22 protein-coding genes are annotated in these 20,905 nt (G+C 73.8%); 16 read left to right on the top strand and 6 right to left on the bottom strand.

Going from position 1 to position 20,905, the window contains the following annotated elements:
* The first annotated feature begins 51 nt into the window (after positions 1-51).
* Positions 52-1,029, top strand: a complete 978-nt coding sequence (locus tag ACPPVO_RS57785; RefSeq protein ID WP_426508284.1) for a diguanylate cyclase domain-containing protein — start codon at positions 52-54, stop codon at positions 1,027-1,029.
* 4 nt (positions 1,030-1,033) lie between these two features.
* On the opposite strand, the gene ACPPVO_RS57780 is transcribed toward ACPPVO_RS57785, so the two are convergent.
* On the bottom strand, positions 1,034-1,603 hold the full coding sequence (locus ACPPVO_RS57780; RefSeq protein ID WP_426508282.1) for a permease: 570 nt from the start codon (positions 1,601-1,603) through the stop codon (positions 1,034-1,036).
* A gap of 162 nt (positions 1,604-1,765) precedes the next feature.
* Between ACPPVO_RS57780 and ACPPVO_RS57775 the strand changes: the two genes are divergently transcribed.
* Complete coding sequence (locus tag ACPPVO_RS57775; RefSeq protein WP_426508280.1) at positions 1,766-2,359, top strand: TetR/AcrR family transcriptional regulator; 594 nt, start codon at positions 1,766-1,768, stop codon at positions 2,357-2,359.
* Here the strand turns inward: ACPPVO_RS57775 and ACPPVO_RS57770 are convergent.
* Together ACPPVO_RS57770 and ACPPVO_RS57765 are read right to left on the bottom strand one after the other, a co-directional pair.
* Positions 2,345-3,007 carry a response regulator gene (locus ACPPVO_RS57770; RefSeq protein ID WP_426508278.1) on the bottom strand — a complete coding sequence of 221 codons (663 nt, stop codon included), beginning with the start codon at positions 3,005-3,007 and terminating at the stop codon, positions 2,345-2,347. The two genes, ACPPVO_RS57775 and ACPPVO_RS57770, sit on opposite strands and share 15 nt — an antisense overlap.
* On the bottom strand, positions 3,004-4,050 hold the full coding sequence (locus tag ACPPVO_RS57765; RefSeq protein WP_426508276.1) for a sensor histidine kinase: 1,047 nt from the start codon (positions 4,048-4,050) through the stop codon (positions 3,004-3,006). The genes ACPPVO_RS57770 and ACPPVO_RS57765 overlap by 4 nt, the downstream gene beginning before the upstream one ends.
* 89 nt (positions 4,051-4,139) lie before the next feature.
* On the opposite strand from ACPPVO_RS57765, the gene ACPPVO_RS57760 reads away from it, so the two are divergent.
* The 4 genes from ACPPVO_RS57760 (at position 4,140) to ACPPVO_RS57745 (ending at position 6,669) form a co-directional block, all read left to right on the top strand.
* Complete coding sequence (locus tag ACPPVO_RS57760) at positions 4,140-4,835, top strand: ABC transporter ATP-binding protein (RefSeq protein ID WP_426508274.1); 696 nt, start codon at positions 4,140-4,142, stop codon at positions 4,833-4,835.
* Positions 4,832-5,590, top strand: coding sequence for an ABC transporter permease (locus tag ACPPVO_RS57755; RefSeq protein WP_426508273.1), 759 nt, complete (start codon positions 4,832-4,834; stop codon positions 5,588-5,590). Before ACPPVO_RS57760 ends, ACPPVO_RS57755 begins: the two co-directional genes overlap by 4 nt.
* 71 nt (positions 5,591-5,661) lie before the next feature.
* Positions 5,662-6,261 (top strand): carbohydrate-binding protein, encoded by a 600-nt coding sequence (locus ACPPVO_RS57750; protein WP_426508271.1) that lies wholly within the window; start codon positions 5,662-5,664, stop codon positions 6,259-6,261.
* A 54-nt stretch (positions 6,262-6,315) separates the two neighbouring features.
* Complete coding sequence (locus ACPPVO_RS57745; protein WP_426508269.1) at positions 6,316-6,669, top strand: response regulator; 354 nt, start codon at positions 6,316-6,318, stop codon at positions 6,667-6,669.
* Here the strand turns inward: ACPPVO_RS57745 and ACPPVO_RS57740 are convergent.
* Positions 6,652-7,347, bottom strand: coding sequence for a response regulator transcription factor (locus ACPPVO_RS57740; RefSeq protein ID WP_426508267.1), 696 nt, complete (start codon positions 7,345-7,347; stop codon positions 6,652-6,654). The two genes, ACPPVO_RS57745 and ACPPVO_RS57740, sit on opposite strands and share 18 nt — an antisense overlap.
* Positions 7,348-7,389: 42 nt before the next feature.
* Between ACPPVO_RS57740 and ACPPVO_RS57735 the strand changes: the two genes are divergently transcribed.
* Together ACPPVO_RS57735 and ACPPVO_RS57730 are read left to right on the top strand one after the other, a co-directional pair.
* Entirely contained in the window at positions 7,390-9,288 is a 1,899-nt protein-coding gene (locus ACPPVO_RS57735; protein WP_426508265.1) for a CHASE3 domain-containing protein, read from the top strand.
* 138 nt (positions 9,289-9,426) lie between these two features.
* A complete protein-coding gene (locus tag ACPPVO_RS57730) occupies positions 9,427-9,675 on the top strand; it encodes a hypothetical protein (RefSeq protein WP_426508263.1) in 249 nt (82 codons plus the stop codon).
* Positions 9,676-9,742: 67 nt separating this feature from the next.
* Here ACPPVO_RS57730 and ACPPVO_RS57725 read toward each other — a convergent pair whose 3' ends face one another.
* Positions 9,743-10,750 carry a coiled-coil domain-containing protein gene (locus ACPPVO_RS57725; protein WP_426508261.1) on the bottom strand — a complete coding sequence of 336 codons (1,008 nt, stop codon included), beginning with the start codon at positions 10,748-10,750 and terminating at the stop codon, positions 9,743-9,745.
* A 198-nt stretch (positions 10,751-10,948) separates the two neighbouring features.
* Between ACPPVO_RS57725 and ACPPVO_RS57720 the strand changes: the two genes are divergently transcribed.
* From ACPPVO_RS57720 to ACPPVO_RS57685, 8 genes are all read left to right on the top strand, one after another.
* Positions 10,949-11,176 (top strand): hypothetical protein, encoded by a 228-nt coding sequence (locus tag ACPPVO_RS57720; protein ID WP_426508260.1) that lies wholly within the window; start codon positions 10,949-10,951, stop codon positions 11,174-11,176.
* On the top strand, positions 11,173-12,549 hold the full coding sequence (locus ACPPVO_RS57715) for a hypothetical protein (RefSeq protein WP_426508259.1): 1,377 nt from the start codon (positions 11,173-11,175) through the stop codon (positions 12,547-12,549). The genes ACPPVO_RS57720 and ACPPVO_RS57715 overlap by 4 nt, the downstream gene beginning before the upstream one ends.
* Before the next feature lie 223 nt (positions 12,550-12,772).
* Positions 12,773-13,405: an ATP-binding protein gene (locus tag ACPPVO_RS57710; RefSeq protein WP_426508257.1), complete on the top strand. Its 633-nt coding sequence runs from the start codon at positions 12,773-12,775 to the stop codon at positions 13,403-13,405.
* An 83-nt stretch (positions 13,406-13,488) separates the two neighbouring features.
* The gene (locus ACPPVO_RS57705; protein ID WP_426508256.1) at positions 13,489-14,460 is read left to right on the top strand and encodes a hypothetical protein; all 972 of its coding nucleotides are present in this window, start codon (positions 13,489-13,491) and stop codon (positions 14,458-14,460) included.
* A gap of 112 nt (positions 14,461-14,572) precedes the next feature.
* Entirely contained in the window at positions 14,573-15,214 is a 642-nt protein-coding gene (locus ACPPVO_RS57700; RefSeq protein ID WP_426508254.1) for a hypothetical protein, read from the top strand.
* A 69-nt stretch (positions 15,215-15,283) separates the two neighbouring features.
* Complete coding sequence (locus ACPPVO_RS57695) at positions 15,284-16,672, top strand: MFS transporter (RefSeq protein ID WP_426508252.1); 1,389 nt, start codon at positions 15,284-15,286, stop codon at positions 16,670-16,672.
* The gene (locus ACPPVO_RS57690; protein ID WP_426508250.1) at positions 16,665-17,084 is read left to right on the top strand and encodes a MarR family winged helix-turn-helix transcriptional regulator; all 420 of its coding nucleotides are present in this window, start codon (positions 16,665-16,667) and stop codon (positions 17,082-17,084) included. The genes ACPPVO_RS57695 and ACPPVO_RS57690 overlap by 8 nt, the downstream gene beginning before the upstream one ends.
* A 154-nt stretch (positions 17,085-17,238) precedes the next feature.
* On the top strand, positions 17,239-19,842 hold the full coding sequence (locus ACPPVO_RS57685) for a lamin tail domain-containing protein (RefSeq protein WP_426508249.1): 2,604 nt from the start codon (positions 17,239-17,241) through the stop codon (positions 19,840-19,842).
* A 53-nt stretch (positions 19,843-19,895) separates the two neighbouring features.
* On the opposite strand, the gene ACPPVO_RS57680 is transcribed toward ACPPVO_RS57685, so the two are convergent.
* Positions 19,896-20,777 (bottom strand): MarR family transcriptional regulator, encoded by an 882-nt coding sequence (locus ACPPVO_RS57680; protein WP_426508248.1) that lies wholly within the window; start codon positions 20,775-20,777, stop codon positions 19,896-19,898.
* Positions 20,778-20,905 lie beyond the last annotated feature (128 nt).

Below are 20,905 nucleotides of genomic sequence, written 5' to 3'. Positions count from 1 at the left end.
TGCACCCGGCCCGCACTGTTGCGGGCCGGGTGCGGCGGCGATGCTGGCAGCATGGCTCGAGCGGTCGCTTACCTGCGGCGTGACCTGCTGCGGACGATGCGGCTCGTATTCGCATCGGCCCTGGCGGCGGTCACGGCCGTCTCCTTCGTCCAGGTCGGTCTGCTCCGGTTCGCGCCCGCGGCGGCGCTGCCCGGGACCGTCGTCGTCGTCGCGGCGGCCGCCCTGGGCCTGCGGACGCTGCTGCGCCGGCTCCACCAGCAGCACCGCGCCCAGGCGGCGCTGCTGCACGCGGTCCTGCAGCGGCTGCCGTCCCCGGTGCTGATGACCGGCCCGGAGGGCGCCGTGCTGCTGGCCAACCCGGCCGCGGTGGACCTGCTCGGCGGCGATACGGGCCTGGCGGGCCTGGCGACGTTCGACGGCCGCCCGGTGAACCTGCCCGAGCTGGCCCGCTCCGGCGCCGAGGCGTGCGAGGCGCGCCTGACCCGGCCTGGCGGGAGCACGACCGACATCCGCATCGAGGCGGTCCCGATCGAGGGCGGCGCCGGCATCGTGTGGGCGCTGCAGGACGTCAGCGCCCAGCGGGTCTACGAGGAGTCGCTGCACCACACGGCGTACCACGACGCGCTCACCGGCCTGCCCAACCGCGCCCTGCTCTGGCAGCACCTGAGCGCCGCCGCCGCGGACGGGCGCCCCTACGCGGTGCTGCTCGTCGACCTCGACGACTTCAAGACCGTCAACGACACCCACGGCCACCAGGCCGGCGACGAGCTGCTGAGCGTGGTCGGGCACCGGCTGCGCGACGCCGCCTTCGCCGGGACGCGCACCGCACCGCAGCGCGCGGTGGTGCCCGGCTCGGCGGCGACGAGTTCGCGGTGCTGCTGCCGGGCGCGGACGCCGCGACGGCCGACCGGCTGGCCCCGGCGCTGCGGGCCGTTTTCGACCGGCCGTTCCCGACGAGCGAGGGCCGCCTGGCCGTGCGGGCGAGCATCGCGGTGTCGACCACGATGCTCGCCGACGCCTAGGGGCTAGCGGGTCAGAGGCCGGCCACGTCGAGGGCCAGCGTCACCGCGCCGCACGCGACGAGCAGCCCGGTGGCCAGGTTGACCCGGGCCGGGGCGCCGCCGGTCCGGCGCGCCGCGCGCCAGTAGAGGGCGGCCCCGACCAGGATCAGCAGCCCCTCGATGACGGCGGTCAGGAGGTGGTACCGCCACAGGCCCAGCCCCAGCCGCGGCAGGTCGCCCGCGTTGCCGGGCAGCAGCGGCAGGTCGGCGCGGTGCACGAGCAGGTCGAGCAGCCAGTGCGAGAAGACGACGGCGCCGATGACCGTCCCGCTGCGGCGTCCCCACCAGCGGGCGGCCACCAGCCCGGTGAGGGCGGCTATGACGAGCGCGCCGACCAGGGAGTGGGTGTAGTCGGCGTGGATGATCCCGTCGCCGTAGCCGCCGTCGGTGCCCGGGACCGGGTCGATGTGTTCGGCGCCGGCGAGGTACAGCGGGACGAACACGATGTCGAGCCAGACCGTCGCGAGCATGAGCGACCACAGCGGGACCGGCCGCTCGACCGACTTCACGGCCGCGGCCAGGCCGAAGTGCCCCGTGATCATCGCTTCGGCCAGGGCAGCTTCGCGTCCAGCGCGCCGACGAGTGCGGCGAACAGGATCGCGCCCACGAAGAACGCCATCTCGGATACTCCTTCACTAAGTGAACTCCAGTTGCGTTAGCATGAGCATGGCAGGACGACCGCCACTAACGCAACTGGAGTTGCATTGACCGGCAACACCCGGCCCGGCGGGCGCACCGCCCGCACGCGCGCGGCGGTGGCCGAGGCGCTGCAGGCCGAGCTGCTCGAAGTCGGCTACGCGGGCACCACGATGGAGCGGATCGCGCAGCGGGCGGGGGTGGCGAAGACCACGCTGTACCGCCGCTGGGGCTCCGTCGGCCAGCTCGTCGCCGACCTGTTCGCCGGCACGGCCGCGGCGCAGATCCCGCCGCCGGACACCGGCACGCTCGAGGGCGACCTGCGCGAGCTCGGCCGGGCGAGCATCGCGCTGCTGTCGGCGCCGCCGCTGCGGGCCGTGTTCGACGTCGTCGTGCGCGAGGCGGTGCACGACCCGGCCGTCCGGGAGGTGCTCACCGGGTTCTTCGCGACGCGGATCGCGCTCGCCGCGACGCTTGTCGAGCGGGCCGTGGAGCGCGGCGAGGCCCCGGCCGGCACCGACGCGGCCGAGGTGATCAGGCTCGTCGGCGCGCCCTACTACGCGCGCGCCTACATCACCGGGGAGCCGCTCGACCCGGCGATCGCCGACCGCACCGCGCGCATCCTGGCCCTGGCCGTGCGCGAGGGGCTACTGGTCGGCTGACTCGCGGTACAGCAGCGCCGCCTGCACGCGGTTCGCGCAGTCGAGCTTGGTGAGCACGCGGCTGACGTACGTCTTCACGCTCGGCTCGCTCATGCGCAGCCGCGCCCCGATGCCGGCGTTGGAGAGTCCCTCCGCGACCAGCCGCAGCACATCGGCCTCCCGCGGGCTGAGCGCGGCCAGCCGGTCCCCGGCGGCCCGGCGCCGCTGCGCCCCGGCCGCCCCGGACGGCCCGATGAGGCCGATGACCTGGCGGGCGACCGGCGGCGAGAGGTACGCGTCGCCGGCGTGCGCGGCCCGCACCGCACGCAGGAGCTCCTCGGGGGTGCAGGTCTTCAGCACGTACCCGGACGCGCCCTGCCGCAGCGCGCGCAGCACGTTCGCCTCGTCGCCGAACGACGTGAGCAGCACGATCGCCGCGCCCGGGCGCGCGGCGCGCAGGGCGGCCATCGCGTCCAGGCCGCCGAGCAGCGGCATGCGCACGTCGAGCAGGGCCACGTCCACCGTGACCCGCTCCGCCGCCGCCACGGCCGCGGCGCCGTCCCCGGCCACGGCGACGATCTCCAGGTCGGGCGCGGACCCGAGCACGGCCTGGATGCCGGCCAGCATCAGCGGCTCGTCGTCGGCGACGAGGACCCTGATCCGGCTCATCCGGCGACGCCGACGACCAGGCTGAGCGGCACCAGGCCGAACATGATGCCGGCCAGGGCCACGCCGAGCAGCGCGGGCGGGCGGCGCACGGGAGCGTCCGGGAAGACCGCCCACAGCCGGAACGCGCCGCCGTCGACGCCGTGCCCGACCAGCCCGCCGGCGAGCTCGGCCCGCTCGGCCAGGCCGAGCAGCCCCCGCCCGGGCGCGGGCACGGTGCCGGGCGGGACCGGGTTGACGACGGAGAGCAGCAGCGCGTCGTCGTCCCACTCGGCCCGCACGGTCAGCGGCGCGCCGGGCGCGTGCTTGCAGCCGTTGGTGAGGCCCTCCTGCACCAGCCGGTACGCCTCCGGAGGCACCTCCCGCTCGCGGCCGCACCGGACGAGCTCGACCGGCACGCCCGCCGCCCGGGCCCGCTCCACCAGCTCGACCAGCCCGGCCCGCGGCGCCCGGAGCCCGCCGAGCACGTCGTGCAGGTCGCCGGCGGCCCCGCGGGCGGACTCGGCGAGGCGGCGCACCGCCTCCCGCTGCGCCTCCGGCAGGCCGGCCACCTCCAGCGCCGCGGCCTGGATGGACACGAGGCTGAGCCGGTGCCCGAGCGCGTCGTGCATGTCGCGGGCGATCCGCAGCCGCTCCTGCGCGGCGAGCGCGGCCGCGTGCCGCTCCTGCTCGGCGACGTAGGCCCCGACGAGCAGCGGCAGCAGCGCGAACACGACGGCCGACACGACGACCGGCGCGACCGCCGGGGCCCGCCCGGCCTGCACCGCGGCGAACCCGGCCACCGCCAGGGCCAGCCACGGCGTCGAGGCCTTCCCGGCCCGGTAGGCCGTGAACGGCAGCAGCGCCCCGGCCCCGCCCGTGACCAGCGCCGGGCCGAGCGCGGCGAGGAACCCGAGCCCGGGCCGGCGCCGGGCGAGGGCGAGGACGCCGGCCACGGCCAGCGCCCAGACCGGCAGCAGCCAGGGCCGGACGATTCCCGGATGCGCGTACGTGAGCAGCACGCTGTCGACGCAGACGATGCCCGCGGCGGCGAGATATCGGCGCATGCGAGCAGGCTACCGCCGACGTTCGTCGCGGTGGCGGGGCGACTTTCGGCGACTGCGGCCGCGGCCGGGCCGCCCTAGCGTCACGGGACGTGATCGTTGTGGAGGAACTCAGCAAGCGCTACGGCCGCACCGTCGCCGTCGACGGGTTGTCGTTCGCCGTCCGGCCGGGGTGCGTGACCGGCTTCCTCGGGCCCAACGGGGCCGGGAAGTCGACCACCATGCGGATGATCCTCGGGCTCGACCGGCCGTCGGGCGGGCGGGCCCGGATCGACGGGCGGCCCTACGAGGCCCTGGACCGTCCGCTCTGCGCGGTCGGGGCGATGCTGGAGGGCCGCTCCGCCCACCCGGGCCGGCGGGCGCGGCACCACCTGCTGTACCTGGCCCGCAGCAACGGCATATCCGACCGGCGGGTGGACGAGGTGCTGGAGCTCGTGGGACTGGCCGGGGACGCGCGGCGGCGGGCCGCCGGGTTCTCGCTCGGGATGGCCCAGCGGCTCGGGCTGGCCGCGGCGCTGCTCGGCGACCCGCCGATCCTGCTGCTCGACGAGCCGGTCAACGGGCTCGACCCCGAGGGGGTGCACTGGCTGCGGGCGCTGCTGAAGGGGTACGCCGCGCAGGGCCGCACCGTGCTGGTCTCCAGCCACCTGATGGCCGAGACCGCGCTCACCGCCGACCGGCTCGTGGTCATCAGCCGCGGGCGGCTCGTCGCCGACGCGACCGTGGACGAGTTCGTGGCCGGCGCCCCGTCGCTGGAGGCGGCGTTCCTGCTCGCGGTCGGCCGATGAGCGGCCCGGCCGCGCTCGCGGCGGAGTGGGTCAAGGTCCGCACCCTGCGCTCGACCGCCTGGACGCTCGCGCTGACCGTCGTCGCCGGGGGCGGGCTGGCGTACCTGACCGGATGGAGCCTGCGCCGCGCCGAGCCCGAGCACTTCGACGCGCTGTTCGCCTCCTTCTACGGGCTGAGCCTGGCCCAGCTGGCGCTCGTCGTGTTCGCGGTGCTGACGGTCGGCGGGGAGTACGGCTCCGGCACGATCCGCCCGACCCTCGCCGCCGTTCCGCGCCGCGGCCGGTACTACCTCGCCAAGCTCGCCGTCCTCGCCCTGTGCGCCGCGGCGGTCTCGGCGCTGACCGTCGCCGCCGCGTGGTTCGCCGGGCAGTCCGGGCTCGCGTCGCGGCACACGACACTGACCGCCGACGGGGTGCCGCGCACGGTCGCCGGGGCGTTCGTCTACCTCGTGCTCATCGCCCTGTTCGCGGCGGGCGTGGCGCAGACCCTGCGCGGGTCGACCGCGGCCCTGGCGGTACTGCTGCCGCTGTTCTTCCTCGGTTCGCAGGGCCTGGGCAACATCCCGGGGCTGCGCCGGGTCACCCAGTTCCTGCCCGACCAGGCCGGCGTGGCGATCCTGCACTACTTCGGGGCGCCGGACGGGCCGCGCTACGACCGCGCGTTCGGCCCCTGGGGCGGCATCGGGATCATGGCGCTGTGGACGGCGCTCGCGCTCGCCGCCGGGTACGTCAGCCTCCGGCGACGCGACGCATAGACGGCTTAGACCTGCTTTACGTTCGACTTAGGAGGCTTCAGCGGGCGCCCGGTCGTGCATACGGTCGGGAAATGCCGCTCGACCCCCGGCTCAACCCGTACGTGGTGCCGCCGCGCCGCGAGCCGAAACGGCGTCCGGCGCTGCTGGCGCTCGTGCTGGTCCCGATCGCCGGGGCCGTGGCCACCTCGCTGATCGTCACCACGTCGGCAGGCGCCGAGCAGGTCGACACCGAGGGCGTGGTGCAGGCCGAGGCGTGGGGCGCGCAGAGCGGCGCCCGCACCGAGGGCACCGGCGACGCCGGCGGCGGCAAGAACGTGGGCTGGCTCGCCGACGGGGACTGGATGCGGTACGACAACGTCGACCTCGGCGGCCCGGGCTCGCTGACCGCGAGCGTGCGGGTCGCCGCGGGCGGCCGCACGGGCGGGACGGTGGAGCTGCGGGCCGGCGCCCCGGACGGCGAGCTGCTGGCCAGCTACCAGGTCGGGAACACCGGCGGCTGGCAGAGCTGGACCACGAAGACCCGGGTGAGCACCACGGGCCGGACCGGCCTCCAGACCGTGTTCGTCCTGATCCGCAGCGAGCACGGCGGCGACTTCGTCAACGTGAACTGGCTGCGGTTCCACCGCACGCCCACGGCCGCGATCCCGGGCTCGCCCTCGGCGTCGTCCTGAGTCTTCCGGCTACCAGCAAGGCGATCCCACCCGGCCTTGTGGCACGGTCGCAGCATGACGATCCGCTGCGTCATCGTCGACGACTCGGAGCGGTTCCGGGCCAGCGCCCGGCGGCTTCTCTCGACCCAGGGCATCGCGGTGGTCGCGACCGCTTCGGACAGCCGGCAGGCGCTGCGGGCGGTCGAGGAGCAGGAGCCGGATGTCGTACTCGTCGATGTCGGCCTCGGCGCGGAGAGCGGCTTCGACCTGGCCCCCCGCATCCGTCACGGCGCCGTCATCATGGTGTCGAGCCTCGCCCCGGACGACCTCGCTGAGCTGCTCGAGGAGAGCCCGGCGATCGGCTTCCTGCCCAAGGACCAGCTGTCGGGCTGCGCGATCACGTACCTGCTGTCACGAACCTGCTGTTGAGCTCGAGGCCGCTTCGAGGAACGTGAGCACGGCGAGCACCCGCCGGTGGGTCTCGTCGGTCTCGGGCAGGTCGAGCTTGGTCAGGATCGACCGGACGTGCTTCTCGACCGTGCCCTCGGTGACCCACAGCGCCTTGGCCACGCCCGCGTTCGAGCGCCCCTCGGCCATGAGCGCCAGCACCTCCCGCTCGCGCGGGCTGAGCACGTCGAGCGGGTCTCGGCGGCGGTGGGCGGCCACGAGCTCCTGGACGACCGCCGGGTCGACGACGGTGCCCCCGTCGTGCACCCGGTGGATCGTCTCGACGAACTCGTCGACGTCGGTGACGCGGCTCTTCAGTAGGTAGCCGATGCGCTCACCACTGGCCAGCAGCTCGATCGCGTGCTCGACCTCGACGAAGGCGGACAGCACCAGGATCGCCACCGACGGGAAGCGCCGGCGGATCTCCCGGGCCGCGCCGAGCCCCTCGGTGGTGTGCGTCGGGGGCATGCGGATGTCGACCACGGCGATGTCGGGCGTCGCCTTCTCGACCAGGTCCAGTAGGTGGGTGCCGTCGTCGGCGAGCCCGATCACGTCGAACCCGTGCCGGTCGAGGAGGCTTGCCAGCCCCTCGCGCAGCAGCACGTCGTCGTCCGCGATCACCACCGAACGACGCAGCGCCGCGCTTGCCTCGAATGCCATCAAATCCAACATATCCCCGCGATCCGGGGTAGTCACCACCCCATGCACGGGGGGTTGACCTTCCGCCTCGCGTTAACCAGCGCGCTGTTCACCGTCCTGATCTCGGCGGCGTTCGCGGTGATCCTCGTGTCCGTTTACGACCTGCGGGCCTCCGTCATGGTGGTCACCCGCGCCGAGCACGCCGTCTCGGCCTGCAACACGCTGGAGCGGCTGGTCCTCGACGTGGAGGCGGGCCGGCGCGGGTACGCCCTCACCCACGACCGGGCGCTGCTGGAGCCCTGGATCCAGGCCCAGCAGCAGATTCCGCTGCGCCAGCAGGAGCTCGCCTCGTCCGTGGCGGGTGACCCGGCCCAGGCCGCTCGGGTGGCCCGGCTCAACAGCGACGTCACCGCGTACCTCGACAACTACGCCGACCCCGCGATCGCCGAGGGGGAGTCGGGGGAGCCGGCCAACATCGACCCGCAGTCCGTCACCGATGGGCAGAAGCAGATCGCCGCGATGCGCACGGAGTTCGACGACTTCATCAACAGCCAGCGCATGACCGTGGACCATATGCACGCCGCGGCGACCCGGGCCGGCAAACAGGCCCTGTTCGCCGGTATGGCCGGCTTCGTGGTAGCCCTGCTCGCGGTCGCGATTCTGACCCGCTCGCTGGCGGTCATGGTGGTGCGGCCGCTGCACCGGATGGTGATGGCGGCCGACCGGGTGGCGGGCGGCGACCTGGAGACGAGGGTCCCGACGGACGCCCCGGTGGAGGTCGGGGCGCTGCAGCGGACCTTCAACACGATGGTCGCTGCGCTCGACAAGGGCCGCCGGATGCTCGGCGCGGTGGCGGCCGAGCAGGCGGCGCTGCGCCGGGTGGCGACCGTCGCGGCGCGCGGCATGCCCGCCGAGGACGTCTTCGCCGCGGTGACCGAGGAGGCCGGCAAGCTCTTCGACGCCGACGCGGCCGTGCTGCTGCGCTTCGAGCCCGACGGCAACGGCACCGTGGTGGCGAGCTGGAGCCAGGACCCCGTCCACCGCATCGGGCTGGGCCGGGTGAAGGTGGCCGACGGCGGCGTGGCCGGGGAGATCCTGCGCTCCGGCCGCCCGATCCGCCTCGCCGGCATGCACAGCGCCGACTTCCTGCAGCACGAGTTCGGCGACGTGACCATCCGCTCCGCGATCGGCGCCCCTGTCTCCGTGGCCGGGCGCACCTGGGGCGCCCTCAAGGCCTTATCCACGTGCGCGTCCCCGCTGCAGCAGCACGACGCCGAGCGCGCCGCCGAGTTCACCGAGCTGGTGGCCAGCGCGATCGCCAACTCCCAGGCGCGCGCCGACCTGACCGCCTCCCGTGCCCGCGTGGTGGCCGCGACCGACGAGAGCCGCCGCCGCATCGAGCGCGACCTGCACGACGGCACCCAGCAGCGGCTGATCGCCCTGCTGCTGGCCCTGCGCGCGACGGAGACGCAGGTGGCGGGCCCGCTGCATGACCGCCTGCACGGCATCGGCAGCGACCTGTCGCAGGCGATCGACGAGCTGCGCGAGCTGGCCCGCGGCATCCACCCGTCGATCCTGTCGGAGGGCGGCCTGGCCCCGGCGATCCGCTCCCTGGCGCGCCGCTCCCCGATCCCGGTGGAGACGCGGCTCGACCTGCCCTCCAGACTCGACGCCTCGGTGGAGATCGGGGTGTACTACGTCGTCGCCGAGGCCCTCACGAACGCCATCCGCCACGCGCACGCCACGGTGATCTCGGTGTCGGCCGCCGTCACGGACGCCCGGCTGTCCCTGTCGATCGAGGACGACGGCGTGGGGGGCGCGGATCCTGGTACGGGCACGGGCCTGACCGGCCTCGGCGACCGCGTGGCCGCGCTGGGCGGCACCATACAGATCTCGAGCCGCCACGGCGCCGGGACCCGCCTGCGCATCGGCATCCCCCTCCCGGAGGGTGAGGCCGGTTGAGGGGGCGGTGGCAGCCAGCAGGTATGCCGGGGTCGGAAAACCCACCACAGGGAAACCCCGCTGGCCACGAGGCGTCGGACACCCGTCCGGAGGCACGGTGGAACAGTCAAACACACCCCCTTGAACAGGTGATCCACCATGACGACTCGCCCGGTCGACCCGGTGCTGTGCATGGCACTGTTCGTCTCCGACACTCCGTGCTTCTCCAACCCCAACGACGCCGAGGTCCGCGCCACGGTGGACGACACCTTGGACCGGCTCGGCCCGCAAGAGTGCTACGCCCGGGCCGCCGAGGTCTTCGGCGACCGCCCGGATGTGGCGTTGAACCGCATTCAGTGGGCCCGCTCGGTCTGCGAGCGCGCGCTGACCGCGGCCGGCGCACGATGAGCCGGCCGTTCCCCGGATACTGGCGATAAGTCCAGACACCGACGTGTCCGGATTTATCGCCCTTCCGTCACAACACGGACAGGTGTACGTGGTTCGTGTGGTCGCTGGACGGGTCCCCGTTGCCGCCGCTGTAGGCGTGCCAGCCCGCCGCCGGCGTCCAGACCTGACGGAACCAGATCACGTACAGCACGCCCAGCGAGGACGCGTTCTTCACGAAGAAGGCCGCCAGGTTCGTGCCGTAGGTCTTGTCGGCCCCGCTGGCCACGCCGCCGAAGCCGTCCGACGCCGCGGCGAAGTCGCAGGCCCGGCCCTTCGGATGCTCGTACGGGCCCGAAGGACGGAAGCACGAGTAGAAGTGCGTGAAGCCGGCCTTGCGCGCCTCCTGCGCCGCGTGCAGCAGGCGCGGCGTGATGCAGCCGGTGGTCGTCGGGTCGTCGATGATGCAGTTCTCGGCCGGCCAGGAGCCGTCGGCGTTGCGCGGGGCGGGCGTCGCCAGCGGTGAGTTCACGCTGACGTAGCCGTCGGCCTTCCCCTTCATCTTGGCCAGCGCCGCTTCGGCGTCGGCCTTTTTCTTTGCCTGGATGACCGCCTGCGCCTGCTGCTTGGCCACCTCGTCGTCGGCCGCCTTCTTCGCGTCCGCGAGCTCCTTCTCGAGCTTGGTCAGACGGGCGATCTGGCGGTCGTTGTACTGCGCGATCGTGTTCACCAGCAGCACGCGGTCCATGAACTGCTCGGCCGAGCCGGTGTTCACGAGGGCGGCGGTCAGGCGCACGTTGCCACCGGTCCGGTACGCCGCGGCGGCGATGACGTTCACGCTCGCGCGGACCGGCTCCAGCTCCTTCTGCATCGAGTCCATCTGCGCGGTCAGCTCGGCCTGGCGCTTCTTCGACGTGTCGAGCACCGCCTGGGCCTGCAGCCACTCCGTGTTGGCCGCGTCCAGCTTTTCGCCGAGCGTGAGGTCGGTGCCCTCGTTCGGCGCACCCGTCGGATCGCCCGGCGCGGCGCCCGCGGGGCCGGCCCAGGCGCCGATCAGCACGAGCGCCGCAACCATGAGCATGAGCACCCGGCGCCGCATGCGGCCGAGCGTACCGAACCGGAAAGGCGCCGGACAGCACCAAGAACGCGGCCGAACGAACACGGAAAGTAGTGCTGAACCTTCGCGGAGCGACCGTCGTAATGGTCTTTCGGGTTCGAACATACGTCCGGCGTGTCAGATTCGGTCATCGACGGTTGCTTTGCTAGCGTGCGCGCTAGCAAACGGCTAGCGGGAGTGATGTTGGAAGCGACAGAGAAGGCGGTGGCGATGCCACCGCAGCGGCCGCGGTTCGAGCGGGTCCAGCTCAACGCCCGGGTTCGGGTCGAGATCGAGCAGACCCTGCAGCGGTTCGTCGTCGACCACAACACCACCGTGCAGAGCTCGGTGGATCTCGCGCTGGCCGAATTTCTCGAGGCGCGGGGCTATCGGCTGCCCCGGCCCGACGACGACGGGAGAAGCCGGTGAGCACGCCGGGCATCAACCAGCTCGACGCCGATCTGCAGAAGACTGTCAAGCGCACCTCGTACATGCGGCAGCTGTTCTACTTCGTGGTGCTGCTCGTGGCCCTGGCCGGGCAGGTGTCCGGTGCGGTCGAGGCGCTCGGCATCCCGCTGATCTGGGCGATCCCGGCGGTGGGCGCGCTGGAGCTCGGCGGCATCGTCGTGCTCGCCAACGCCGACGTGCGCCGCCGGCTGGGTGAGCGGGCGGTGGCCTCCCGCATCCTGTCGGCGGCGATCGCGGCGTTCGCGGTCGCGTTCAACTGGATGGCCCACGACAACAAGCTGCTCGCCGGGTTCTTCGCGGGGATGTCGGCGCTGGGCTACCTGGTCTGGCTGATGCACACCGAGAACCAGCGCCGCGACCGGCTGCGGGCCAAGGGTGACCTGCCGCCGACCACCCCGGCGTACGAGGTGGTCGGGCACTGGGTCCGCCATCCGTGGCTGACGCTGCGGGCCAAGAACCTGGCCAAGGCCGACATGAGCCTGGGCCTGTACAGCTCGATCGCGGCCGCGAAGGCGGAGAAGCGCAAGGAGCAGCGGACCTCGGCGATCGCCAAGGTGCTGCACCGCAAGATCCGCGCCGCGGTCGACCCGACCACCGCGGACATCGCCGTGGCCGTCTACGACCTCGACGAGATCGCGGTCCGCCTCGCCGACGGCGCCGACTACGACGGCCTGACCTCGCTCATCGCGGCCGACCTGGCCCCGGCCCGCCTCGCCGCCATGACCGGGAGCACGCCGCCCCCGCCCGCCGTGGCCGCGCCCCCGCCCGCCGTTGCCCCGGAGCCGGAGCTGCTGCCGATCATCGACACGCAGGAGCAGCAGGCGCTGCCCGGACCCCGGCTCAGCTACGAGGAGGCGGAGCGCCGGGCGGCCCGGGAGGCGGTGGCCCGGGCGACCGAGGCCGCCGCCGAGCCGGAGCCGGAGCTCGGGCCGGTCGTCGCGTCCTCGCCGCTGGGCGGGCTGCGCGCCGACCTCGAGGGCATCCTCCCGGCCGCGCCCGCGCCGCGCCGCCCGCGCAGCCGGACCGCGCCGGTGACCCACGAGGCCGCCGACGTGCTCGAGATCGCCGAGGAGCCGACGCTCACCCCGCCGACGATGGTGCGGGAGGGGTCGCTGCGCAACCAGGTGTACCAGGTGCTGCACGACAGCGTCCCGGCCAACGACCGCCGCGACGTGGTGGCCCTGACGACCATGGTGGGCGACCTGCTCGACCTCGACGACGTCGAGCGGCTGACCGCCTCCAACTACGTGCGGACCTGGAAGAGCGAGGTCGACGCGGGCCGCCGCACCGCCGTGAACGGCCGCCACCTCCAGGGAATTCTGCCCACCAAGTAAGACCCGTCCCTCCGCTGCCGATCTTGGTAGCGGAGAGGCGGGGGGTGCCGCATGGCCCGGTTGCTCGTGGTGGACGACGAGCCCGACGTCCGCGACCTGATCGTCAAGCGGCTGATCGCCGACGGCCACGACGTCCTCGCCGCCGAGGACGGGGCCGCGGCGCTCGCCGCGGTGGCCCGCCACGGGCTGCCCGAGGCCGGGCCCGTTCGCCGCCGTGCCCTCCGTGGCCACCCGCGCGCTCGTCGCGCAGGCGTTCGTGGGCATGATCGCGATCGTCGGGCTGTCCATCGCCCTGGGCCGCGACGAGCGGGCCGAGCTCCTGGGCCGCCTGACCGCCGCGGGCCGCGAGGCGGCGGCCCAGGCGCGCCTGCTGACCACGATCGTCGACTCGATGAGCGAGGGCGTGTCGGTGCTGCGCCCCGACCGGCGCCTGGTCATGCGCAACCCGGCCGCCGTGGCGCTGATGGGCGGGGTGACGAGGGACAACCGGGCGGCGGCCGACAACCTCGTGGGCAACGCGGTGAAGTACACCGCCCCGGGCACCGTCCCGCGCATCGCCATCACCTCCGCGATCGACGAGGAGCGCCTGGTGCGGGTCGAGATCGCGGACAACGGCATCGGCATCCCGCCCGGCCAGCACGACGCCATCTTCACCAACTTCCACCGGGCGCACCGCGCCGCCGGCTACGCGGGCACCGGCCTCGGGCTGGCGATCTGCAAGCGGATCGTGGAGCGGCACGGCGGGACGATCGGCGCCACCGACAACCCGGGCGGCGGCTCCCGCTTCACGTTCACGCTGCCGCCCGCGTCCGAGCACGCCCGCGCGCGCCCGGCCGTGACGGGCGTCGCACAGTAAAGCGAACGTTCATTCTTGACGAGCGGGCGGCGACGGTACACCCTGAGGAAATAGCGAACGAACGTTCCTTTTAGGAGATGGTCATGCGGAAGGTCGCCGGCGTCGTCCTGCTGCTCACGGCACTGCTCAGCCTCATCATGGTGGCGTTCGCGTGGCCGGCGACCCGGGCCGGCGTGCACGACATCCCGCTCGCGGTCGCCGGCCCGGCCCCCGCCACCGCCCAGCTCGTCCAGCAGCTCGAGGCCCGGCGGCCGGGCGCGTTCGACGTGCGGACCGTCGCCGACACGGCCGCGGCCGAGCGGCTGATCCGCGACCGCGAGGTGTACGGCGCGATCGACCTCACCAGCGGCAAGCCCCAGCTCATCGTCGCCTCCGCGGCGAGCCCGGCCGTCGCCCAGGCGCTCCAGCAGGTCGCCCAGGGCCTGAGCGCGACCCCCGGCGAGGCGGCCGTGCGCGACCTCGTGCCGCTGCCGGTCGACGACCCGCGCGGGGCCGGGCTCGCGGCCGGGGCGCTGCCGCTGGTCCTCGGCGGCATCGCCGCCGCGGGCCTGCTCACCAGCCTCGTCGTGGGCACCGGACGCCGGGTGGCGGGCGCGCTCGCCTTCTCCGTGACGGGCGGGTTCGCGCTCGTGGCGATCCTGCAGTACTGGCTGGGCTCCCTCGGCGGCGACTACTGGGTCAACAGCGGCGTCGTCGCGCTGTCCATCGCGGCCACGGCGCTGACCATCCTGGGCCTCGAGGCGCTGCTCGGCACGGCCGGGCTCGCGCTCGGTGCGGCGACCATGATGCTGCTGGGCAACCCGCTCTCGGGCCTGACCAGCGCGCCGGAGATGCTGCCGTCGGGCTGGGGGGCGCTCGGACAGTACCTGCCGCCGGGCGCGGCCGGGTCGCTGCTGCGCAGCACCGCCTTCTTCGACGGGGCCGGCGCCGGGCCGCACGTGCTCGTGCTCGTCGTGTGGGCGGTCGCGGGCCTGGCCCTGGCCGGGATCGCCGCGCTGCGCAAGGGCCGCCGGCCCGCCGTCGAGGCGGCCGAGCCCGAGCTCGTGGCGGTCTGATCGGTTCACAGGTGGCTCCGAAGATTCGGACGGCCCCGTGCCAGGCAGCCCCGCGATGGTTACTCGTGAGCGGCTCCTAGCAGCGGGGCCGCCGGATTCAGGGAGCCACGCCATGAGCAGCCAGACCACCGACCCGCAGCCGCCCGCCGCCCCGGTCTGGGCGGACGCGGCCCAGCCCCACACCGCCGCCGGACTCGCGCCGGCGGCGGCCCCGGCGCCCGCGGCGAAGTCCTCGAAGGTCAAGATGATCGTCGTCGGCGCCGTCGCGGCGCTCGTCATCGGCGGCGGCGGGTTCGCCGTCATCAAGGCCGCGAGCGGCGACTCCTCGTCGACGACGGCGCAGGCCGGGCCCGGGGGCGCCAACGGCCAGGGCGGCCCGGGCGGCCGGGGCGGCGGCTTCGGCGGCGGGGCGAGCGGCCTCTCCGGCGCGCTCCACGGGGACTTCACGGCCTCCGACGGCAATGGGGGGTACACCACGAAACGCCTCCAGAGCGGAACGGTCACCGGGATCAGCACCACCTCGATCACCGCCAAGAGCGCCGACGGGCACGCGACGACGTTCGTCATCGGCTCGGCCACGACCGTCGACAACGGCAACGACCAGGTCTCCGACGTCAAGACCGGCGACACCGTGACCGTCGTCGGCACCGTCGACGGCACGACCGTCACCGCCACCACGATCACCGATACGGCCCTGGAGCAGGCCAACGGCGGCGGCATGCCCAACGGCGGCAACCCGGGCGGGACCAACTAGATGGTGATCTGAGCCGCAGTAGGGCTCCAGCGTTGGCGCCGGACGCTTTGTTGTACGAACATAACTATTATGGTCGTACAATCACGTGGCCGGCGCCTGCTCATCCTCGGCATCTGCTGCCTGAGCCTGCTCATCGTCGGCCTCGACAACACCATCGTGAACATCGCGGTGCCGGCGATCGGGCGGGACCTGGACGCACCGCTGTCGGGCCTGCAGTGGGCGATCGACGCGTACACGCTCGTCCTGGCCAGCCTCCTGATCCTGGGCGGGTCGACCGCCGACCGCCTCGGCCGCCGCCGCGTCTTCCAGACCGGCCTGGTGGCCTTCTCGATCGGCTCGCTGCTGTGCGGCATCGCCCCGACGCTGGGCTGGCTCATCGCGTTCCGCGTGGTGCAGGCGATCGGCGGCTCGATGCTCAACCCGGTCGCCATGTCGATCATCACAAACGTGTTCACCGACCGCCGCGAGCGCGCCCGCGCCATCGGCGTGTGGGCCGGCGTCGTCGGCATCAGCATGGCGCTCGGCCCGGTCGTGGGCGGCCTGCTGGTCCAGACCGTCGGCTGGCGCACGATCTTCTGGATCAACGTGCCGATCGGCATCGCCGCGATCGTCCTCAGCGCCCTGTTCGTGCCCGAGTCGCGGGCCCCGCGCCCGCGCCGCGTCGACGTGCCCGGTCAGATCATCGTGCTGGTCCTGCTGGCCAGCGCCACCTTCGCCATCATCGAGCACCAGCCGCTGGCTGGCCTGGTCGCCCTGCTGGCGCTGGTGGCCCTCCTACTGGTCGAGCCGCGCCGCCCCGAGCCGCTGGTCGACATCACGCTCTTCCGCAGCCCCCCGTTCGCCGGCGCCACCGCGATCGCCGTCGCCGCGTTCGGGGCGCTGGCCGGTTTCCTGCTGCTCAACACGCTGTACCTGCAGGACGTCCGCGGCCTGTCCCCGCTGCGCGCGGGCCTGCTGACCCTGCCGATCGCCGCGATCACGGTGGTCCTCGGCCCCCTCTCGGGCCGGCTGGTCGGCTCCCGCGGCCCGCGCCCGTCACTGCTGGTCGGCGGCGCGGGCATCCTGGCCAGCGGGGTCCTGCTCAGCGGGCTCACGGCGGACACCCCGCTGCCGTGGATCCTGGCCGCGTACGTCGCGTTCGGCATCGGCTTCGCCATGGTCAACCCGCCGATCACCGTCACCGCCGTCTCGGGCCTGCCGGTGGCCCAGGCCGGAGTGGCCGCGGCGTTCGCCTCGACCAGCCGCCAGTTCGGCTCGGTCCTGGGCATCGCGGTCCTGGGTGCCGTGGTCACCGCGGGCCTGCACGGCCGGACGATGTCCGCCGGCTTCAGCCCGGCCAGCCACACGGGCTGGTGGATCATCGCCGGTTGCGGCGCCGCGATCCTCGTCATCGGTACGCTCACGACCGGTACCTGGGCGAAAAGCCGACAACCCGATGCGGAGCTCGTCGATGCCTGAAGCGGATGCCGAACGCGCCGGCACGGTCTGGCGCGCGATGCTGGCCCTCGTCCACGAGCGCCACGACCGGCGCAAGGAGGTCAGCGAGGCGCTGGACCTGAGCTTCGTGCGGATCAAGGCCCTGCGCCGCCTGGCGGGTTCGCCGCTGACCATGCGCGAACTGGCCGCGCGGCTGCAGACGGATGCGCCGTACACCACACTGGTCGTGGACGATCTGGAGCGGCGGGGGCTCGTGCGCCGGGAGCCGCACCCGTCGGACCGCCGGGCAAAACTGGTGACGACGACGGAGCTGGGCCGCAGCGAGGCCGCACGGGCCGAGGCGATCCTGACCCAGCCACCGCCGCAGATGCTGGCCCTGTCACCCGAGGAGCTGGACGACTTGGCGCGCCTGGTCGCGAAGCTGGACTCCTGACGCCCGCGACACGTGTTGCTATGTAGTCAACAAAGCAACATGAATGCCGACGGCGGCGCCAGGCCGGGACGGCACGCTCCACCGAACGGCCTGACCTGTGGGCCGTTCGCGCGCCGTTCACGTGCGGTTCGCCGCCGTGGCCGACGCTGCGCTCGTGCGCACGAAAACCCTCTTCATCGCCGCGGTGCTCGCCGCGGCGCCGCTGGTCGCGCTCGGGCCGGCGGCCCAGGCGGCCGACGGGCCGACCGTCCGCATCAACGAGGTCGAGTCCAGCGGCGGCACGCCGGGCGACTGGGTCGAACTGGTCAACACCGGCACCGCGCCCGTGGACCTCTCCGGCTGGGTCGTCAGGGACAACGACGACACCCACGTCTACACGATCGCCGCGGGCACCACGCTGGGCCCGGGCGCCTTCCTACCCGTGGACGTGGAGAGCGCCTTCGGGCTCGGGGCGGCCGACTCCGCGCGGCTGTACCTCCCGGACGGCGCGACCCTCGTCGACTCGTACTCGTGGACCGCGCACGCGGCCACCACCTACGGCCGCTGCCCCGACGGCGCCGGCGAGTTCCGGACCACCACGTCCTCGACGCGCGGCGCGGCCAACGACTGCCGCGAACCGGGCGCGGCGACCGTGCGCATCAACGAGGTCGAGTCCAACGGCGGCAGCCCCGGCGACTGGATCGAGCTGACGAACACCGGCGCGGGCGCGGTCGACCTGTCCGGCTGGGTGCTGAAGGACAACGACGACACCCACGTCTTCACCATCGCGGCCGGCACGACGCTGGCCGGGGGAGGGTTCGTGGCGCTGGACGTCGACCCGGTGTTCGGCCTCGGCGGCGCCGACTCCGCGCGCCTGTTCACCGCGGGCGGCGCGCTTGTCGACTCGTACTCCTGGACGGCGCACGCGGCCACGACGTACGGCCGCTGCCCGGACGGCACCGGCGACTTCGCCACCACGACCGCCGCCACGAAGGGCACGGCCAACGCGTGCCCGGGCCAGACGCCGGCGCTGCCCTGGCCGGGCGGCTCCGCGGTGACGACGGCCGACGCCGCCAACGTGCTCGGCGGCAACATCTCCGGGCTCTTCTACGACCGAGGAGCGCTCTGGGCCGTCAAGAACGGGCCCGGCACGTTGTACCGCCTGAGCTGGGACGGCACCCAATGGACCCCGGCGGCCACGTACACGCTGCACTACCCGGGCGGCACCGGTGACCCCGATGCCGAGGGCGTCACGCTCGCGAACGGCGCGATCTACCTCTCCACCGAGCGCGACAACGCCAACAGCGGCGTCAGCCGGCCCGCCGTCGAGCGCTTCGACCCGGCCACCGGGGCGATCACGAGCGAGTGGAACCTGACCGCGGACCTGCCGCCGGTCGCCGCGAACAGCGGACTGGAGGGCATCACCTTCGTCCCGGACTCGTACCTGACCGCGAAGGGCTTCCGCGACGAGCACACGGGCGCGGCGTACGACCCGGCGGCCTACCCGAACCACGGCGGCGGGCTGTTCCTCGTCGGGCTCGAGGCGAACGGCTCCATCTACGCGTACGCGCTGTCCGGCGACGGCTCGTACACCCGCGTCGCCACCATCGCGAGCGGCTTCGTGAGCGTGATGGACCTGCAGTACGAGCCGGAGACCGGCCCGATCTGGGCGGCCTGCGACGACACCTGCGGCGGCCGCACGGCCACCCTCGACGTCGACGCCTCGGGCAAGCTCGCGGTGACGAAGGTGTACGAGCGCCCGGCCGGCATGCCGAACTACAACAACGAGGGCTTCGCGGTCGCGCCGCAGTCGGAGTGCGTGGCCGGCCAGAAGCGCGTCTGGTGGTCCGACGACACCAACGACGAGGGCCACGCGCTGCGCGCCGGCACCATCGCCTGCACGGTGCTCGACCCGGACGCGGACGACGACGGCGTGTACGACGCGGTCGACCCGCACCCGGGCACGGCCGGCGACGACTTCACCGGCGGGCGCATCCTCGACCGGGCCGGCCGGACGGTCACCGTCGAGCCGGGCCTCACCTTCACCGTCGGCGCGGGCGGGGCCCCGCTGCAGGTGCGCTTCGACGGCCGCGCGGCGACGATCGCGCTGGGCGCCGGCGTGTACTCCCTGGGCGCCGACCGCGTCGCGACACTGTCGGGCGAGCCGGCGGTCGTGACCGTGGCGGTGAAGTCCCAGCCGATCCTGCTCACGGTCGCGGCCGGGGGCTCCGTCACCTACGACGACGCGCTGACGGGCATCGCCTCCACGGGCCCGGTCCAGGTCCGCGCGGCGAGCCAGCCCGCGGGGGCGTGCGCCGGGATCGCGGTGCACAACGTGGTCGTCGGCGGCACGGGCAACGAGCGCCTGGCCGGCACGGGCGGCAACGACCTCATCCTGGGCCGCGGCGGCAACGACGTGGTCGAGGGCAACGGTGGCGCCGACTGCATCACGACCGGCCCGGGCAACGACACCATCACCACGGCCGACGGCAACGACTGGATCGACGCGGGCGGCGGCAACAACGTGGTGAACGCGGCCGGCGGCGACAACACCGTCCGTACGGAGTCGGGCAACGACACCATCGCGACGGGCGCCGGCAACGACACGGTCGACGCGGGCAACGGCAACAACAACGTCTCGACCGGCGCCGGCGACGACGCGGTGACCGCGGGCAGCGGCAACGACACCCTGGACTGCGGCGCGGGCACCGACGCCGCCCACCCGGGCCGCGGCAACAACACCAACTCCGGCGCGCGCTGCGAGTCCTTCACGGGCTGAGCCGCGCACGCCCTACATAGAGGAACGGCCTCCGCCGCCCGGCGGGGGCCGTTTCATCTCGAAACCGAGCGAGACGCGAGGCGCTGTTCGTTGGCGACGGCCAGATACCGCCCGTCCGGGAGCGGCCTCGGCGTCACCGGATCGGCGAAGTCGGGCCGCTCGGCCGCCAGGGCCAGGGCCGCCGCCACCCGGACATCCGGCCAGCCCAGGGCCCCGGCCAGCTCATCGACGGCGCACGGCCCGCCGGCGTGGACCAGGGCCGCGATCACGGTGAGCATGTCGTCGGCGACCGCCGGGTCGTAGTCGACGCTCATGTCCTGGCTGAGCGAGTCGAAGAACCGCCCCATCCGCTCCAGCCGCCTCCCGGCAGGGGAGTCCGCCCCGTGGAGCGCGGCCCCCTCGCGCGCCGCCGCGCCCCACTTCGCGTGCGCCTGGGCGCTGGTCATCCAGGTGCGCAGCCAGACGTCGTCGTCGATGACGTACCGCTCCCGCCGGCCTTCCGCCCGTTCCCGCCGCACGATGTCGATCGACTCCAGGTAGGCGACGGACTTCGACACCGAGGCCGGGCTCACGTGCAGGCGCTGGACGAGCTCGGCGGCGGTCAGCGCGCCCGCGTCGGTGGTGACGATCGCCAGCAGCACCCGCGCCGCCATCCGCGGCAGCCCCGTCTCCACCATGAGCGAGGCGAAGCGCTGCTCGAAGTCGCCGTCCCGCGGGCGCTCGGGCGCGGCCGGCAGGCGCCCCCGGCGGCGCAGCGTCGACTGGTGGGCCTGCTCCGCGCGGTAGCCGCCGGAGCGCAGGTTCCGGGCCACCTCGCGGGAGACGGTCGACGTGGGGCGGCCCAGGCGCCGCGCGATCTCCGCGTAGTCGAGCCCGTCGGTCAGCCCGGCCGCGATCCGCTCGCGGTCCTCCCGTGTCAGTCGCGCCCCCGGCATGGCCCCATCGTTGCATTAGAATCGAACCCATTGCAATTCTATGCAATTCCTGTCAGCCAGATGCAACGTCCAGTTGACCAGAAACGAGCACGGTTTCTACGTTCGCAAATGTGGAAACCATCGAGGTC

Origin of the sequence: Dactylosporangium sp. McL0621 (assembly GCF_049995355.1) — a bacterium.
Lineage (GTDB): Bacteria > Actinomycetota > Actinomycetes > Mycobacteriales > Micromonosporaceae > Dactylosporangium.
This window is presented reverse-complemented; position numbering and strand designations above follow the sequence as displayed.